This window comes from Nocardioides aequoreus (assembly GCF_000720335.1).
GTDB lineage: Bacteria > Actinomycetota > Actinomycetes > Propionibacteriales > Nocardioidaceae > Marmoricola > Marmoricola aequoreus.
This window is the reverse complement of record NZ_JOJN01000021.1, coordinates 19,952-36,466: the sequence shown is the minus strand read 5'-3', so window position 1 is coordinate 36,466 and position 16,515 is coordinate 19,952. Positions and strand designations below refer to the sequence as shown.

Sequence of the window (16,515 nt, the reverse complement as noted above, 5' to 3'; positions counted from 1 at the left end):
CACCGCGCGCTCACGCAGCTCGGTCGGGTACCTCGAGGGACGTGCCATGAGAGTGATCCTTCCAACGAATCAGCTCTCCGGACATGCCGGGGCGGTTCACTCATTCAGACCGGAGAGCAACAGGGTTGGCCCGAGGACCGGCTGATCCCGTTGGTAGCTGGCTTGTCGGAGCTTCTTCCCTGGGTGGAGCAGTGGCACAGCGAACCGGATGCCCTCTACGGGGGCAGCTCTCCGGCAGAATTCTTCTCTGGGTTGCTGGACAACTACACGGCCAAGCTCGGGGCGACGCGAGAGTCGCTTGCCGCGTGGCGCCCGCCAGCACCCGCACGAGGCAGGAAGGCGAAGTCATGAGCGGGAGCGTCTTGCTCAAGGACGTCATCTCGATCCCCGAGCGCGCGGGCACCGAAGACTACGTCCTCAAGCTCACGGAGGGTGTCGGCCAAGGTCGGCTCGACGCGACCATCGATGACTACGTGGTCACTGATGACCTGGCCAGGGCTTTCAATGAAGCTCTGGACACGGTTGCGGCTGCGCTCGGCGACGGCGCGAGCCGAGCCTCGTTCCTGTCTGGTTCCTTTGGCTCCGGCAAGAGCCACTTCATGGCAGTGCTTTACGCACTCCTCGGTCACAACCCGACAGCACGGGCAAAGGCCGAGTTGCAGTCAGTCATTGCGTCGCACGACGCTCAGCTCGAGGGCAAGAAGGTCCTTCGACTGGCGTTCCACTTCCTCGATGCTCAGAGCATCGAGCAGTGCGTTCTCGGCGGATACGTCAACCATGTCAGTGTTCTGCATCCCGACGCGCCAATTCCAGCCGTGCACCAGAGCGACGAACTCCTCGCGGATGCAGAAGCCATGCGACTTCGGCTGGGAGACGACGTCTTTCTGGCGGAACTGAACAAGACGGGTGGCGGCGAATCAGGGGCCTCCGTCTGGGGCAACGTCCTTCAGGAGGGGAACTGGACCGCCGCGTCGTACGACGCCGCGAGGGCCGCTGCGCCTGGAAGCAAGGAGCGACAGAACCTCGTCACGGCCTATGTGAAGACCTTTGCGAAGGCGTTCATGGGGGGTGCCGATTTCGTTGACCTCGATACGGGTCTTGCGGCGATCAGTAATCACGCGAAGTCCCTCGGATATGACGCGATCGTCATGTTCCTCGACGAGCTGGTGCTGTGGCTTGCCTTCCGGGTCAGGGACGCTGAGTTCTTCGGCCGCGAGGCGCAGAAGATCACCAAGTTTGTCGAGGCAACCAACGTTCGCGCCATTCCCATCGTGACGTTCGTTGCACGTCAGCTCGACTTGCGGCGCTACTTCGTCGAGTCTGGCGGTGGAGTCGGCGCGGAGCAGGATGCGCTCGACGCGGCGTTCCGTCACCAGGAGGGCCGCTTCCGCACGATCGTCCTCGGCGACGACAACCTGCCGTACGTCGCGGAGAAGCGACTCTTGAAGCCGGTGTCTGCGTCGGCGAAGTCAACCCTCGATGAGGCCTTCGCGCGGATTGACCGCACGCCAGCCGTGTGGGACGTGCTGCTCGACGGTGTCGGAGCCGAGGGTGGACAGCGGGGGGCGGATCAGGCTGCCTTCCGACGTACGTATCCGTTCTCGCCGGCGCTGGTCTCGACGCTTCGTACCCTCGCATCGGCCATGCAGCGCGACCGAACCGCGCTCAAGGTCATGCAACAGCTCCTGGTCGACCAGCGCGACCACCTTGCCGTCTCGGACGTGATCCCGGTCGGCGACACGTTCGACCTCGTGGTCCAAGGCAATCAGGCGATCACGGCCGACATGCAGGGCCGGTTCCGCAACGCCAAGGAGCTCTATGACAACAAGCTCCGGCCGTTGTTGCTTCGGGAGCACAAGCTCAGCGACGACGAGGCTCGCGCGCTGCCGCCCGGTCACCCCTTCCGCGCAGACGACCGCTTGGTCAAGACCCTCGTGCTCTCCGCGGTCGCACCCGAGGTCCCTGCGTTGAAGGAACTGACAGCAGGTCGACTTGCCGCGCTCAACCACGGCTCCATCGTCAGTCCGCTGCCGGGCCAGGAGGCGTCGGTTGTCCTCACGAAGCTGAAGCGCTGGAGTGCTGAGATCCCCGAGATCCACATCACCAGCGACACGTTGAACCCGGTGATCCGCCTCAAGATCTCCGAGGTCGACTACGAGTCGGTGGTCGAGAAGGCCAAGGGCGAGGACAACGAGGGCCGCCGCCGACAGCTCCTCAAGGCGCTCGTGTGGGAAGCCTTCAAGTTGGACCAGGTCGAGGACGACATCACCGGGGTCAACCGCCAGAACCGGGTCTGGCGAGGATCACGCCGCGAAGTCGAGATCGTCTTCGGCAACGTGCGAGACCACACGTGGCTGGCAGAGGAGACCTTCAAGGCAGGTAAGGACACATGGCGCTTCGTCGTCGACTTCCCGTTCGACGATCAGGGTCACAGCGTCCGCGACGACGACAAGCGCGTAGACGACCTAGCGCAACGGGGGCTCGTGACCAACACGGTTGTATGGCTTCCGCACTTCATCTCGGCTGAGCGACGCAATGAACTCGGTCGACTCGCCATCCTCGACTGGCTCCTCAGCGGCCCCGGTGACCGTTGGCAGAACATGTCCAACGACCTGCCCGTGGCCGACCGCGCTCAGGCGCGAAGCATCTTGGAGAACCAGCGGGACGCGCTCCGGGAACGTCTGCGGCGCGTTATCCAGGAGGCGTACGGCGCGGCGAAGCCGACTCCTGGGAATCTCGACCTCGATGAGGGTCATGATCGGGTGCTTCGGTCCTTGAACCCTGAGTTCAACCCGCAGGCCCCGGTTGGTCACGATCTCGCGGCTGCGTTCAACAACCTTATCGATCAGGTCTTCACGACGTCCTTCCCCGGCCACCCGAAGTTCGAGCCGGCGGAGTCGGAAGTGAAGGGGGCCGAGCTCCAGCGCGTCCTCGAGGCGGTGCAGGAAGCACACCAGGACCCCGACGGTCGAGTGTTCGTCGAACCGGGCAAGCGCGAGATCCTGGGGCGGATCGCGAACCCACTCGGCGTCGGGCACATGGGGGAGACCCACTATCTCTTCGGCCCCGACCGGTTCCCGTGGAGCATGAGGTTCGCACGCAAGATGGGTGCGGCCGGGATCGACCTGAAGGACCCGGTCACGGTTGGCGATCTTCGTCGTTGGATCCGGGAGGACCAGCCACCCACGGGCTTGCGATCCGAGGTAGCCGATCTCGTCGTGTCTGCCTGGGCCGTCGAACAGGGCCGCGCGTGGTACCGCCACGGTGCACCGCTCGTCCCTGCTCCCAAGCCCGGTCAGTTGACCGACGAGATCGAGCTTCGGCCCGAGCCGCTGCCGTCGACAGGCGAATGGCAGAGGGCTGTCACTCGCGCGGCCACGCTGCTTGGGATCACCGGCTCGACGTACCTGACCGGTGCGGCTGTCGCGGAGCTCACGAGCGAGATCCGCACCAAGCTGGCTCCGCTGGCTGCAGGCGTTCGAGCGTTGCCGACCGCCCTCGAGGATGCCTACGCCAAGGTCGGCATCGCGACCGACGCCAGCATCACCGGCCGGTATGCCACCGCCAAGGGGACTGCGGCGCTCGTAGCCGATGTTCTGTCGCGCGCTGACAACGTCGCCTTCATTGAGTCGTTCGCAGGGGCGAAGCTCCCAGGCACGGATGAGGCGGCTGCGCGCTCCCTCCTCAACGCCACATCGGTCACGGGCTCGCTCCAGGGCTTCAACTGGGAGCGACTCAAGCCACTGATCGCAGCCGAGAAGCAAAGGGACCAGCGAGGCGCGGATGCCAAGGCTGCGGTCGACAGGTTGCGGGCTGCGCTGACGGCCGACGAGCTGGCCCAGCCAATCGGTGCAGCGCTCCAGCGCGCCGACAACGATTCGTTCGCGTGGCTGTCTGCCGCAGTCGCTCCCACCCCGACACCGGCGCCTACCCCAGGCCCGGCCCCGCAGCCGCCTGCTGCGGGGAAGCGCTCGATCTCCACCCGCGCGGACATCGCGTGGGTGCAGTCCGACATCGAGGCATTCATCGATGAGCACGAAGGCCAGAGGATCGTTGTGGAGTGGCGGATCGAACCGTGACGGTCGCTGTGTCCTCACATCCGCAGGCGACGCTTCCGGTCGTCCGGTCGCTGCTGGGTAAGGCCTCACGGGACGGCAAGCAGCGCACGGGTGTTCTTGGCATCCGTGCTCGGCCCACGTGGACGGGGCCGACAGACTTCGCGCACGCGGACTTCAAGGTCCGCGTTATCCCCTGCTCCTCTGCGCTCGCCGTCCGTGATGCACTTCGTCAGCGTGCAGAAGGCACTTGGCTCGTCATCCTCACCGATCGCGACGAGAGCGATCTCGGCGTGGGAATTACGTCGCACCTCTACGGCGGGGTGCTGAGGAACCCTGACCCGTGGGACGCGGTCCGTGATCAGTTCGGCGCCACCCGCATCGACCGAAGACTCGTCGTCGATCAACGCGCGCGTGACCTGGCGGCGGGAATGCTGGCCGCACGAGGCGACGTACCTTGGCCGCCGGCCCGAGCCGGATTCCTGACTCTCGATCACGTTTGTGCCGCCGTCGCCAACAGACGTCTCGGCTTCGCGGAGGCGTCTGAGAACGTGGCACCGGAGGAAGTCCTCGCCTGGGCCGCGGACCTCGGTCGAGTCCACCTCCTCAACGAGCTCCGCGATCTCGCCGGCGAGCCACTCGCTGAGACCGTGGTCGAGTGGCTGTCTGCGCGCTGTGGGAAGGCAGCACCTCTCGTTGCCCAGTTGCTCAACGCCGGCAGGGTGGAAGACGTCGTGCCGCTCGGTCTCGCCGGACGAGCCGTCCTTGCCTGCCCGGCGGGCTCAGAACCCTGGGTCCTCCTCCGTGTGCAGCAGCTCAACCTGCCAGACGTCTCGGCGGATCAACTACGTGCACTGGTCACTCCGGCTGAGGAGGTGACCCGCGCTCTGATGGCACGAAGAGACGATGGGGCGGCACGACAGACCGGGCGGATTCTCGCCCGAGCGGACGTCCTCGTAGGCGAGCTTCGCGCAGGTTCGGGCGTCGACCATTCGGACTACCTGCGCTCCAGCCTCACCTCGCGACTCGCCGGCCTCGGCGAGGAGCTGCGCCGTGCAGTCGCGCGTAGCGGCACCAAGGCGATCGCGGAATCACCGGATGCGGTGCTGGTTGATGCGGAGGCGCTCCCGGCCATTGAGGCTGCGCTCGCGAAGGTCCAGGAGCACTCGCTCGCACGGCACCGCGAGGAAGTGCGGGTCGAACGGGCAACGGCAGGTGTGCGACTTGTCCGCTGGCTTGCCGCCGAGTCGGGCTCGCAGCAGGGCTTTGCGGGGGCCATCCACCGGCACCGCGATGTAGACGCATGGGTCGACCGTGCCTACTCAGATGCCTGGCGTGGTGTTGACGAGGACTCACTTTCGCAAGGGCTTCGCGCCGTCATCGACGTCGTACGCCTCCGCCGAGACAAGCACGACGCAGAGTTCGCGACTGGCCTCGCAACGCAGTCGAGTGGAGGTGCACCCCTTCCCGAGGACGTGATCCTCATTGAGGATCTACTCGCGACAGTCGTCGTCCCGCTGGCCAAGGAGCCGCGCTCGATCCTCCTGATCATCGCGGACGGAATGAGCGCGGCCGTCGCGACAGAGATAGTTGACGACATCGAGCGCCGCTACGACACCTGGCTCGAATGCCTCCCCGAGGGTAAGACCAGAAGGAGCGTGGTCGTTTCCGCGCTGCCCTCACTCACCGAGGTCTCTCGATGCAGCCTCCTCTCTGGGACGCTCGCAACGGGTCAGCAGGACGCTGAACGCAACGGGTTTTCCACTTTCATGCGAGCCCACGGACTTTCGAGCGCGCTGTTCCACAAGCTCAGCCTTGAGTCGTCTGGCGCAGGCTTCGCGCTCGCGCCCGATGTCGGGACCGCCGTCGATGACATCGACGGCACACGCGTCGTTGCCTGCGTCCTCAACACCATCGACGACGCACTCGACCGATCCGATCCGGGCATTGACTGGACTGCGGATGCTGTCTCCCATCTGCGGCCGCTCCTGGAGCGAGCTCGCCGGGCCGGACGAACAGTCGTGCTCACCTCCGACCATGGTCATATCGTCGAGCGGCGGGAGGGCCGGACGCTTTCCGTTGGGGCGACCTCCAGCAACAGGTCGCGGCCCGCAGCGGGCGGACCTGACCCCGAGGGCGGCGAGGTCCGGGTTACCGGCTCACGTGTTCTGATGCACGAGGGGGATGCCGTCTTCGCAGTCAACGAGCGGCTGAGATACGGACCGCTGAAGGCTGGCTACCACGGCGGTGCCGCTCCTGCCGAGGTCGTCGTGCCGCTCCATGTCCTGACGCCCAGCGAGGCACCGTCGGGGTGGGAACTCGCGACACCGCAGCAGCCGCTGTGGTGGCACTCGCCGGTAGCTGCTGAGATTGTCGATCGTGCGGAAGTGCCGACGGCACCCGCTCAGCAGCTGCCGAAGACGGAGGTGCCCACCCTCTTCGACGAGATCGAGCAGGCGGGCGGCGAAGACCTGACGTCGAAGGTGCTCGCTTCGACGACGTACTCCGAACAGCGCAAGCGGGCTCAACGCGTCACACTGTCTGACCAGCAGATCGGATCTCTGCTGCGCCACCTGATTGCCGCACCTGGCAACCGGATCGACCAATCCACAGCGTCGATCGCGCTCGGAGTCCCGCTAGTGCAACTGAATGGTGCCCTGCCGATGGCTCAGCGCCTGCTCAACGTGGAGCAGTACCCGGTCATCGATCGGGACGCGGACGGCGTCACGATCCTTCTGGACCTAGACCTCCTCAAGGAGCAGTTCGGAGTCTCTAGATGAGTGCAGTAGCCAGCGCACGTCGCCGCCGGGAAGTCCTCGACGCACTGCGGCGCGGCACCGTGCCACACAACGGACTCGACCTCCTTGCCGTCGGACTCGGGCGCTTCGAGTCAGCGCTGAACTCCGAACTAGACAGCGTGCGTGCCGGAGGAGCAGTCTTCAAGGCCGTCCGGGGTGAGTACGGCTCAGGAAAGACCTTCTTCTCGCGGTGGCTTGGTGAGCGCGCCAAGCGGCTTGGCATGGCGGTCGCCGAGGTTCAGGTCTCCGAGACGGAGACGCCGCTCCACAAGCTTGAAACCGTCTATCGCCGTGTTTGCGAGTCCCTGGAGACTGCAGAGTTTCCGCCCTCGGCCTTCCGCCCGGTCCTTGATGCCTGGCTGTTCGCGTTGGAGTCTGAAGGTGGCTCCGTCGATGCTCTCCTCGAGAAGCGGCTCGCTGAGGTGTCACGCACAACCCCGGCCTTCGCGGCGGCGTTGCGCGGTTACCGCCACGCCCAGCTGGCTGGCGATGAGGCCACGGCCGAGGGGCTCGTGGCCTGGCTCGGTGGCCAGCCGCACGTCGCCGCGTCCATCCGGCGTTCCGCCGGTGTGCGCGGCGATCTGGACCACTTCGGTGCCTTCGGCTTCCTCCAGGGCCTTCTCACGGTGCTGCGCGACTCTGGCCACCCCGGCTTGCTGCTCGTCCTCGACGAGGTCGAGACCCTTCAGCGCGTACGCACGGACGTCCGCGAGAAGGCTCTGAACGCCCTGCGCCAACTCGTCGACGAGGTGGACGGTGGACGGTTCCCCGGCCTACACCTATTGATTACTGGTACGCCTGCCTTCTTCGACGGAACCCAGGGCATGCAACGGCTGCCACCTCTGGCGCAGCGACTCGCAACCGACTTCAACACTGATGCCCGCTTCGACAACCCGCGCGCGGTCCAGATCCGGCTTCCCGGCTTCTCCCAAGACTTGCTCAGGGAGGTTGGCGCTACGGTCCGCAACCTGTACGCCAACGGAAGCGAGTCCGCTGAGAGAGTCAGCGAGCTCGTCGATGACGACTACATCGCCACTCTGGCTTCCGCAGTCTCCGGATCGCTCGGCGGGCAGGTCGGAGTTGCGCCACGGGTGTTCCTCAAGAAGCTAGTGGGCGAGGTGCTTGACCGCGTCGACCAGTTCGATGACTTCGACCCGCGACGGCACTACAAGCTCACGGTCAGCGACGGTGAGCTCACCGATGTTGAGCGCAATGCCGCTGCTGCTGCCACCAGCCCGGACGACATCGAACTGTGAGCGCCAGAGACCTCCACCCGACGATCCTTCATCACGTCGTCAACTCCCTTGGCTGGCCAGGTCTCCGGCCACTTCAGGAGTCTGCAGTTGCACCGATCCTTAGAGGCAACGACGCGTTGTTGTTGGCGCCGACGGCCGGCGGCAAGACCGAGGCCGCGAGTTTTCCCATCCTCACCCGCGCCGCGAACGAAGGGTGGCGAGCTCTTTCGGTCTTGTACGTCTGCCCCCTCCGCGCCCTGCTGAACAACCTCGAACCGCGACTCAACACCTACGCGGAGTGGGTGGGTCGGCGGGCCCAGTTGTGGCACGGCGACACGACGCAAGGGAAGCGAAGGGCGATCCTGACCAACCCGCCCGACGTGCTGCTCACCACTCCCGAATCACTGGAGGCGATGCTCGTCTCCACGAAGGTCAACCCTCGCGAGCACTTCGCCAATCTCCGGGCAATAGTTGTCGACGAGGTCCACGCCTTCGCAGGCGACGACCGAGGTTGGCACCTTCTCGCCGTGCTGGAACGTCTAGAGAAGTTGGCAGGACACCCGATCCAGCGCATTGGGCTTTCCGCCACGGTCGGCAATCCCGACGACCTACTCCACTGGCTCCAGGGGTCAGGCGCGGGCAAGCGGCCCTCGAGCGTTGTAGCGCCGGATGTCGTGGCCGGCGCCGGAAGGCCGCCGGGCGATGTCACCCTCGACCACGTCGGTTCCATCGCCAACGCGGCCAAGGTCATCTCTCTGCTGCACACCGGGGAAAAACGGCTCGTCTTCTGTGAGTCACGACGCGAGGTGGAGGAGCTCGCGCGTTCTTTGCGTGAGCGAGACGTTACGACGTTCGTATCCCACTCATCGCTCTCGATCGACGAGCGACGCCGCGCCGAGCAAGCGTTCGCCGAGGCCCGGGACTGCGTCATTGTCTCCACGTCGACGCTCGAACTCGGAATCGACGTAGGAGACCTCGACCGTGTCATCCAAGTCAACGCGCCACGATCTGTGGCGTCCTTCCTTCAGCGGCTCGGCCGCACCGGTCGGCGACCGGGCTCGCCCCGCAACGCGCTATTCCTGACGACTACCGATGATGGACTGCTGCAGGCCGCCGGACTGCTGTTGTTGTGGTCCCGCGGGTACGTCGAGCCGGTGACCGCGCCGCCAAGCCCGCGCCACATCGCCGCGCAGCAAGTCTTCGCACTCTGCTTGCAAGAGCACCGCATCGGGAACAATGTCTGGCACGAGTGGTGGGACGGACTGCCCATCTTCGACGAGCATGCGGACGAGATCGTCGACTGGCTGGTCGAGTCGGGTCACCTGGACTCCGACGGCGGGATGCTCTCGATCGGGCCCGAGACTGAGCGCAGATTCGGCCACCGGCACTTCATGGAACTTGTCTCGGTGTTCACGACCAGCCCCGAGTTCACAGTGGTCCAGGGGCGCCAGGAACTCGGCAAGGTCGACCCCATCGTCCTCACCCGCAAGATCGACGGACCGCGCATCATCGTGCTCGCTGCCAGATCGTGGGAAGTGACGTACATCGACTGGAAACGTCAGCGCTGCTACGTCGAGCCCGCCGACGCCGCCGCGAAGATGCGCTGGATGGGGGACGCCGCCCCGCTCACCTTCGCACTCGCTCGGGCAGAACGAGACGTGCTGCTGGGGGAGAACCCCGACGTCACCCTGTCCACGCGGGCCCAGTCAAAGCTGGAGGGAGTCCGCGGGGATCACCACGTCGAGGTCTCGCCGCGAGGGTTGGTCTTGATGCGTGATGGCACCGACGTCTGGTGGTGGACGTGGGCCGGAGCCCGCGTGAACGCGACCCTAATCGCTGGCCTGCCGGGCATCGCCGATGACGCGCAGCGACCCGACAACTACCGCGTTCGATTACGGGGCGACGACGCGGCGGAGAAGTTGACCGGTGCGCTCCACGAGGTCGACTGGTCGAAGGTCCTCCCTGCGGTTTCTCCGGCTGCCTTGACCGGACTCAAGTTCGCGGAGGCACTTCCGCGCGATCTTGCTTTCGCCACCATCGCTGAACGCCTCGCCGATCACGAAGGGTCGGCACGCGTAGCGCAAGAAAGTCGCGTGAGTGTTTCTCTCGGGTAGACGCTTTGAACGGTAGCTCTGCTTCTCCTGCGGCTGGAGAGACAGTCCGCTAACTTCGAGTTGAATCATTGAACCCAGATGCGGAGTCCAACCAGTGGTGCTGCCAGCACTCACGGCCGACGGCCTGCTGCCTGCGGGGCCGGCCCCGTACCCAACTGACATGAGCGAGCTCCGTGACCTCTTCGTCGACCGTGCCCCTGCCTTCCGCGATGAAAGGGCTCGGGTCTACGCGGCACTGGAACTCTATCTGGACCTTGCTCGCGACCACGTCGGCGCGGGCACCCGGGCGTGGATCGACGGCGGGTTCATCACGCACAAGACCTGGGCGGCCCCGCACGATGCCGACGTTGCGCTCGTCATCCCACCGACGGCCCCCCTGTCGATCGACGGCGTCCTTCCTCTGCTCACGCTAAAGCATGTGTCGGCGGACGAACCTAGACTGGTTACAGCGCGGCTTCAGCCGATGGGCGGGCTGGTCGACGCATTCCTCGTGCCGGACCAGCCCGCCCACCGAGCCTCGTGGCACGACACATGGTCGAGCGTGAAGGACGCAACGGGTGTCATCGTGCCGGGGCGGCGCAAGGGGTACGTGGAGGTGATCCTGTGAACGCGGAGGACAAGGCGTCCCGGATCACGCTCCTGCGGGCTGCGCTGCGCGAGCGGACCGGCAACTCGGTTCTCGATGATCTGGCGCGCGCCTCAATCCTCTCGGGAGTGGTCGGCGACGACCCAGAACTTCTCGCGGTGTTCGCCGAGGAGACGGCGCCCCCGCAGGCTGAGTTCGACGTCCACCTTGAGGGCGGCACGGTCGTCGGGCACGAGACTCAGGCGAAGCCCCTTGGGAACTTCATGAGGTTCGCCTCGCAGGCAGTGAACGAGATTGCGAAGTCGATCTCACCAATCCAAAGGCTCGGGGACCGCCTGATCGTGGAGCCGGGGCCGGGTTCCGTGCGGCTGGTCATGCGTGTGCCCCTCACTGCGGAGACGGGGAAGACCGGGACTGAACCTGCCTTCGAGCAGCCGGCGTCCGTCGAGACCAGAGCAATTGAGGTTCTCGCCGACCTATTCACCGAGGCGGAATCGGACGCCATCGAAGACTCACCGCTGACGGCGGCCGTCCAACGCCTGTCTCCCAAGGCGCGCACCCAACTGCGGTTGCTCGCCAAGACTGCGCGGGAGTCGGACTGGTCCCTGGTCGGCGAGGTCCGGCGTCGCGGCATTCCGCCGCGCAGGGTGTCTCTAACGCGGCGAGGCGCAGCACGTCTGGAAGAGGAGGCCCAGCAGGAGTCTCAGGCTTCAAACGAAGCGGTCATGTATGGCGTGATCGATGGCCACATTCGATCGGAGAGCCTCGTGAGCTTCATCCCCGAGGGTCAACGACGGTTCAAGGCGAGCGTGATGGACGCGGACCTGATGAACCAAGTCGCCCACCTGGCCGCGGAGGAGGGGATCCGTGTTCGTGCTGTCTTCGACGTCTACGAGCGGACGCCAGCCGGACAGGCCGAGGTGGTTCGTCGCTCCTATACGCTCAAGTCCGTTCAGGCAGCGCCGAGCGCAGAGCAGGCCACGCTCGTATGAGGCTTGGATGGCCAGGGTTCGACCCCGCACCACCTACGGTCCACATTGGGCCGTCTCACCAGGTCAGAGGCGGCCTTCGGAGTCATCCGGAAGCCACCTCTTGCCGTTCGCTGGCGGCAATGTCAGCAGGATGTCAGCAGACCTCGCCGGGCAAGCGGGGCTGTGAGGCACTTCGCCGCTCAATGTGAGCCGCTCGGTGAGCCGTGTATTGGGGCTTGACCATCCCGTCGCTCGCTCCGTTCGCCCATCATCGCGACTACGTGGAGTGCTTGGTCTTGGCCCTTGTCGTTCTTGCTGGGCGTGAACTCGACGATGGAGCCGACCGCGAGGTCGTTCATTTGAGTGCCCCCCGTTAGCCAGCCCTTCTGGAAGAAGACGTTCTTCGGAAAGTCGGGGTGGGCGATGAATCCGTAGGTCTCGCCGAAATTGCGGACGGTCCCGCGCAAGCGTGGCCGTGGCCTCGGCCGGTCGAGGTCGGCGGCGACGCCGGGAGCGATGCGCTCCCGCAGGTCATCGGGAAGTCCGATGACCTGGTATTCGAGAGACCGCAGCACTGTGGATCCGCCGGGGCCCTCTTCCGACGTGAGGTGCTGTACGACGTCCGCCAGCAGCGCCACGGACTCTTCGTCGGGCGCGCTCTGGCGCGCAGCCTCAAGAGCGATTGTCAGAGCGCGCGTTATCGCATGAACGAGTTGCTCATCCGTCGAGTCTGCGAGATGCAGTTGTAGACCTGTCCAAGCTCCGTCGCGCGCTCGACGCAGGGCGGCCGCAACCGAACCCGCTTTGAGCTCGTCGGTGGCCCACAAGCGAAGGCAGTCGACGAGAGCGGTAGTCGCAATGCGCTTGGTCTTGACAGTAGGCGCATGCTCGACCGCCGACTCGATCAGTGCGTATCCCTCCGTGAAGCGACCTACCCACGCGTAGTAGTTCCCGAGCGGTAGACCGGTGTCGTATCGATTGAAGTGGGCGTGCGTCTTCTCGGCGAGCTCGATGGCGCCTTCGATGTCTCGGACCGTGCGGGCCAGATGGGCAGCGTAGAAGTAGTCGACCCAGTAGCGCTGCTCGTCGGTGTCTGCGTAGTTGCGAGCCGATTGGTAGAGCGTGGTTGCCTTAACTGCCTCGCGTCGCATGCTGGCGAGAAACGCATCGACACGATCCACCTCGAAATACGTCGGATCGAGTGCACGAGCTCGTGCTACGAACGCGTCGGCCGCCTCCACGTCGTCGGACTTGGCCTCTCGAAGGGCCTGACGCAGCAGATATGCGACTGGCCCGTCGTGAGGCGTGCGCTGGAATACGACGTTCGGGTCGAAGTATCGCCCGGTCTCGGCGACCTTCTGCTGGTCGCGTTCGTGGTCCTCCTGCAGCAGTCGTTCCCGCTGAAGCGTTCGAGTCAGCAGCTCCGACTCCTCGGCGGGAGGTAGGTACGCGCGTGCCGTCGAAGAGAGGGCGAGGCGTTCGCGTTCGATGTCGTCGGCGACGTAGGAGCGTACGACTAGGCTCGCTTCGACTAGCAGTTTCATGGCCTCGCTGAAAGCGTCGATGTCGATATCGCTGACCACCGCGAGTTCCTGCACGGATACGGGACGGTCCAGGGCACGCAACATGCTGAGGATGGTCTTGGAGTCACGGCTAAGGCCGCCGACCACGTTGCCGACGCAGTACTTCAACAGGTCGTCTTGGTGGTGAAGCACGTCGGCTAGTGGGCGTCCATCGAGTACAGACAGAACGCACCAGCGGATCGCGAGGGGCGAGTACCGAAGAAGACGGAGGGTCTCATTCAGCCTCGTGTCGGACATCCCGGCGAGATCCGACCGCCGGTGCTCTGCAAAGGTCCTAAAGAGTTGTGCGGCGCTGCCGGGCTCAAGAGCCCCGACCGGCACCCGTCGCTCGAGGCTACTCACACCGCGGCGGCTGGTGAAGAGAATCGTGGCCTCGGGAAGAGAGTCTGCAAAGGCGACGACGTCGTCACCGAGTGTCGTCTCCATGTTGTCGACAACAATGAGCGCCCGCGACGCACCGAACAGCGCTGCTAGATCTGATGCATCGCCTTCGAATTTCGAGTCCAGGAAGTGCCCCAAGTCCCCGGCTGCGCTCACGAGATCTCGGACAGCGTTGGACAGCGACTGGATGCCCCTTGCGGTCAGCGCCTCGTACTTGAGGGTGGTCCACAGCACGTACTCGAACGGCGACTCGGGGTCGTCGACGAGCCGGTAGGCGATCTCGACCGCCAGTGCCGTCTTTCCGACGCCACCCTCTCCGATCAAAGTAATGATGCGTTCGCGGGGCGACTTCAGCAGTCGAACGACGTCTTGGATCTGGGACTCGCGGCCGAGCAGCCCTGTTTCGTCGAAGTCGGGAGCCGGCAGGTTGTGGAGGACTGAGTCAGGAAGGTCCGACCCGGCCCGGCGCCTGGGCTGCCAGTCCGGTCGCTCGGCCAGGCGCTTGGCCGCAGCAGAAGCACGGGGGGTCAGCCCGGACAGGAAGCCGTCCACGAACTCGGAGGCCTGGTCGAGATCTCCAGGCTGGAGAGGACGACCCTTCATAACGCGATTGCGCGCCGGAAGAAACATCTCGAAGTCAACGAAGTTCCGCTCAAGCAGCACCGCCAACTCTGTCGGTAGGTCGGCGATGTGCCGCAGCAGGACGTCGTATGCCTCCTGTGGGAGAAGGAACGACGCCAATGAGCGTCCGTCCGAGACGGCGGAACTCTCTTGCCGTGCCAGCGCCTTGCCATGGTCCGGTCCTAACACCGTTGCGGTGGGCATATGACCTAGGAGAAGTCGCTCGATCGACTGCCGGAGATCCTCCTCCAGATTGTCGATGAGGTATTCCGCGCGCTCCCTCGATGAGATAGCAGACGGTGCCGTCGCAGAGTCCTTGCCGAACGGGATGTGACCAGCCAGTTCCATGGATGGCTTTGGCAAGCCGGTTGGAGCACTGGACGCGACGCCGACGATGGCCCTCGGAGAGCCCTTGGCGCCCTCCGACCGAATGAACTCGACCCCCTCGAGCCCCCCGGGTGCGACGGGCGAGGACTCGACGATGTGCTTGGCCATGAGCACGGCAAGCAGTGCACCTTGCTGCCGGAACCGGTTGCCGGTGACCTTGTCAGGGAGCTCGGCACGGCTTCGATCCGCAGCAAGCATGGTGGCGAAGTCCTCGCCTACCTTCGCCGCCGGAAGATCAATGGGAACGGTCTTCCCGTCGACTCGCACCTCCCGGGGGCGTCGCGGCAACTTTGGTCGCGCATCGGTCCCCTTGAGGTTCCAATAGATCTGACCGACAAGCCGCACGTTCACTTCGCTCAACGGCTTGGACTTGTTTAGTGCCTTTCGGGTCGCGGGCACCGGGGCCGTGGCTACGAGTGCCGCGTACACGCGATCCGCCAACTCCTCCCGGTCCTCGATGTCGCCGAGGAGACCCGCGAGCGCGTCGGCAGCGAAGGCGGGGACGGAGATGTCCTGAAGCCGGTCGTCCTCGAGTGTTTCGCTCTCACTGAGGCCGTGGCCCTTGGCTAGCTGGTCTAGGAATGCGGCGACCACCACGACGGGAATGGCCTCTGCTGGGTCGTGTCCGAGTACGACGTCTAGCGCACGCACAAGATCGGGACCGATCGCGATCGTGTCGTCGGGCATGTGCCAATCGTGCCAGCCGAACCCCTTCGGACAGCCGAAAGCGAGCTCAATCGATGCCGACCGATGCCGCAAAGTGCCGGGTCGGCATCGGTCGGCATCGCTCGGCACTTTTGGGTGGATGCCGACTGATGCCGATGTCGAAAGTTGGTTCAAGCCGCCACTCGGCGGAGCAACCAAACGAGAGGTACCCGGTCATGAAGAAGACCGCCAACATCAACTTCCGAGCAGTCGGCCGCACGGGCAAGGTAAAGACGCGCAGCCATCGCCTACCCATCTGCGAGGAGACCGGACTCGTTCGGTACCGCGACCGCCACCAAGCCCGCGACGGCGTCAAGGTGTTGGCGACCTCCGGCACCCGCGCCAGCACCTTCTCGTGCCACGCGTGCCGCGGATTTCACACCGAAGTCTCCGAGGCGGCCCAGCCGGCTCCCAGCGGCACAGTGATCGCTGCAGTCGAGTCCTTCCAGATGTCGATCCCGTCGCGCAAGCGCCGCTACTTCCTCGTCGACATCGAGAACCCGACCCGCGGCGCAAAGGCGACGTGCGAGGAGGTGGCGACCTTCTGGAACATTTTGAAGGGCCAGGCGCCCGGGATCGCTCCGCACGACCACGTTGTGGTGGGCGCCAGCCGAGGTGTCGCCCAGCGCTACCGCAGCAGCATCACCGGCGCGAACGTGAGGTGGGTGACGGGTGCCAACGCGCCCGACGGTGCAGACCACGCACTCCTCGCTGCGATCGATCTGTACCGGGTCGCCCGTCATTACGACGAGCTCGTCATTGTCTCCGGGGATGGCTGTTTTTCGGCTCTCGCCCGGCGTGCCAAGACCTTCGGGCTCAGTGTCCAGGTCGTGACGGCCGAAACTCCTCAGCGCCGCCCGATGCTCTCGCGCGAGCTGTCGGCTGTTGCGGACGTGCACACGCTGGTCCGGCTCAAGGCGCGCCCGAACCGCGCGGAAAACCTTCGCCGGCTCAACCTGCTGAAGGCGAGCGTCGTCAGCTCCGTGTCGATCGAGGCGGTGGCGGCATGAGCGCCGCCTTGGGACTGGCCGACGCGGTTGCTGCCACACCGCGAACCACCACTAGTGGAGTGAACTGAT

Annotated in this window: 9 protein-coding genes; 8 read left to right on the top strand and 1 reads right to left on the bottom strand. The window is 65.3% G+C overall.

What is annotated here, in order from left to right; all coding sequences use genetic code 11:
* The first annotated feature begins 102 nt into the window (after positions 1 to 102).
* The 7 genes from IG63_RS24030 (at position 103) to IG63_RS0119870 (ending at position 11,780) form a co-directional block, all read left to right on the top strand.
* Positions 103 to 351, top strand: a complete 249-nt coding sequence (locus tag IG63_RS24030) for a DUF7008 domain-containing protein (protein WP_425411803.1) — start codon at positions 103 to 105, stop codon at positions 349 to 351.
* Positions 348 to 4,079, top strand: a complete 3,732-nt coding sequence (locus IG63_RS0119895; protein WP_036196327.1) for a BREX-2 system ATPase PglY family protein — start codon at positions 348 to 350, stop codon at positions 4,077 to 4,079. Before IG63_RS24030 ends, IG63_RS0119895 begins: the two co-directional genes overlap by 4 nt.
* The gene (gene pglZ / locus IG63_RS0119890; protein WP_030486080.1) at positions 4,076 to 6,835 is read left to right on the top strand and encodes a BREX-2 system phosphatase PglZ; all 2,760 of its coding nucleotides are present in this window, start codon (positions 4,076 to 4,078) and stop codon (positions 6,833 to 6,835) included. The genes IG63_RS0119895 and pglZ overlap by 4 nt, the downstream gene beginning before the upstream one ends.
* Complete coding sequence (gene brxD / locus IG63_RS0119885; protein ID WP_030486079.1) at positions 6,832 to 8,109, top strand: BREX system ATP-binding protein BrxD; 1,278 nt, start codon at positions 6,832 to 6,834, stop codon at positions 8,107 to 8,109. Before pglZ ends, brxD begins: the two co-directional genes overlap by 4 nt.
* Entirely contained in the window at positions 8,106 to 10,202 is a 2,097-nt protein-coding gene (locus tag IG63_RS0119880; RefSeq protein ID WP_030486078.1) for a DEAD/DEAH box helicase, read from the top strand. Before brxD ends, IG63_RS0119880 begins: the two co-directional genes overlap by 4 nt.
* Before the next feature lie 94 nt (positions 10,203 to 10,296).
* Positions 10,297 to 10,809, top strand: a complete 513-nt coding sequence (locus tag IG63_RS0119875; protein WP_030486077.1) for a DUF6932 family protein — start codon at positions 10,297 to 10,299, stop codon at positions 10,807 to 10,809.
* On the top strand, positions 10,806 to 11,780 hold the full coding sequence (locus IG63_RS0119870; RefSeq protein WP_030486076.1) for a hypothetical protein: 975 nt from the start codon (positions 10,806 to 10,808) through the stop codon (positions 11,778 to 11,780). Before IG63_RS0119875 ends, IG63_RS0119870 begins: the two co-directional genes overlap by 4 nt.
* 179 nt (positions 11,781 to 11,959) lie before the next feature.
* Here IG63_RS0119870 and IG63_RS0119865 read toward each other — a convergent pair whose 3' ends face one another.
* On the bottom strand, positions 11,960 to 15,418 hold the full coding sequence (locus tag IG63_RS0119865) for an AAA family ATPase (protein WP_030486075.1): 3,459 nt from the start codon (positions 15,416 to 15,418) through the stop codon (positions 11,960 to 11,962).
* A 194-nt stretch (positions 15,419 to 15,612) separates the two neighbouring features.
* Here IG63_RS0119865 and IG63_RS21895 point away from each other — a divergent pair, with 194 nt between their 5' ends.
* A complete protein-coding gene (locus IG63_RS21895) occupies positions 15,613 to 16,446 on the top strand; it encodes an NYN domain-containing protein (protein WP_030486074.1) in 834 nt (277 codons plus the stop codon).
* The last annotated feature ends 69 nt before the right edge of the window (positions 16,447 to 16,515 follow it).

Coding starts and splice junctions, on each gene's coding strand:
- IG63_RS0119895 (WP_036196327.1), top strand. CDS start 348: ATGAGCGGGAGCGTCTTGCTCAAGGACGTCATCTCGATCCCCGAGCGC.
- brxD (WP_030486079.1), top strand. CDS start 6,832: ATGAGTGCAGTAGCCAGCGCACGTCGCCGCCGGGAAGTCCTCGACGCA.
- IG63_RS0119865 (WP_030486075.1), bottom strand. CDS start 15,418: ATGCCCGACGACACGATCGCGATCGGTCCCGATCTTGTGCGTGCGCTA.
- IG63_RS21895 (WP_030486074.1), top strand. CDS start 15,613: ATGAAGAAGACCGCCAACATCAACTTCCGAGCAGTCGGCCGCACGGGC.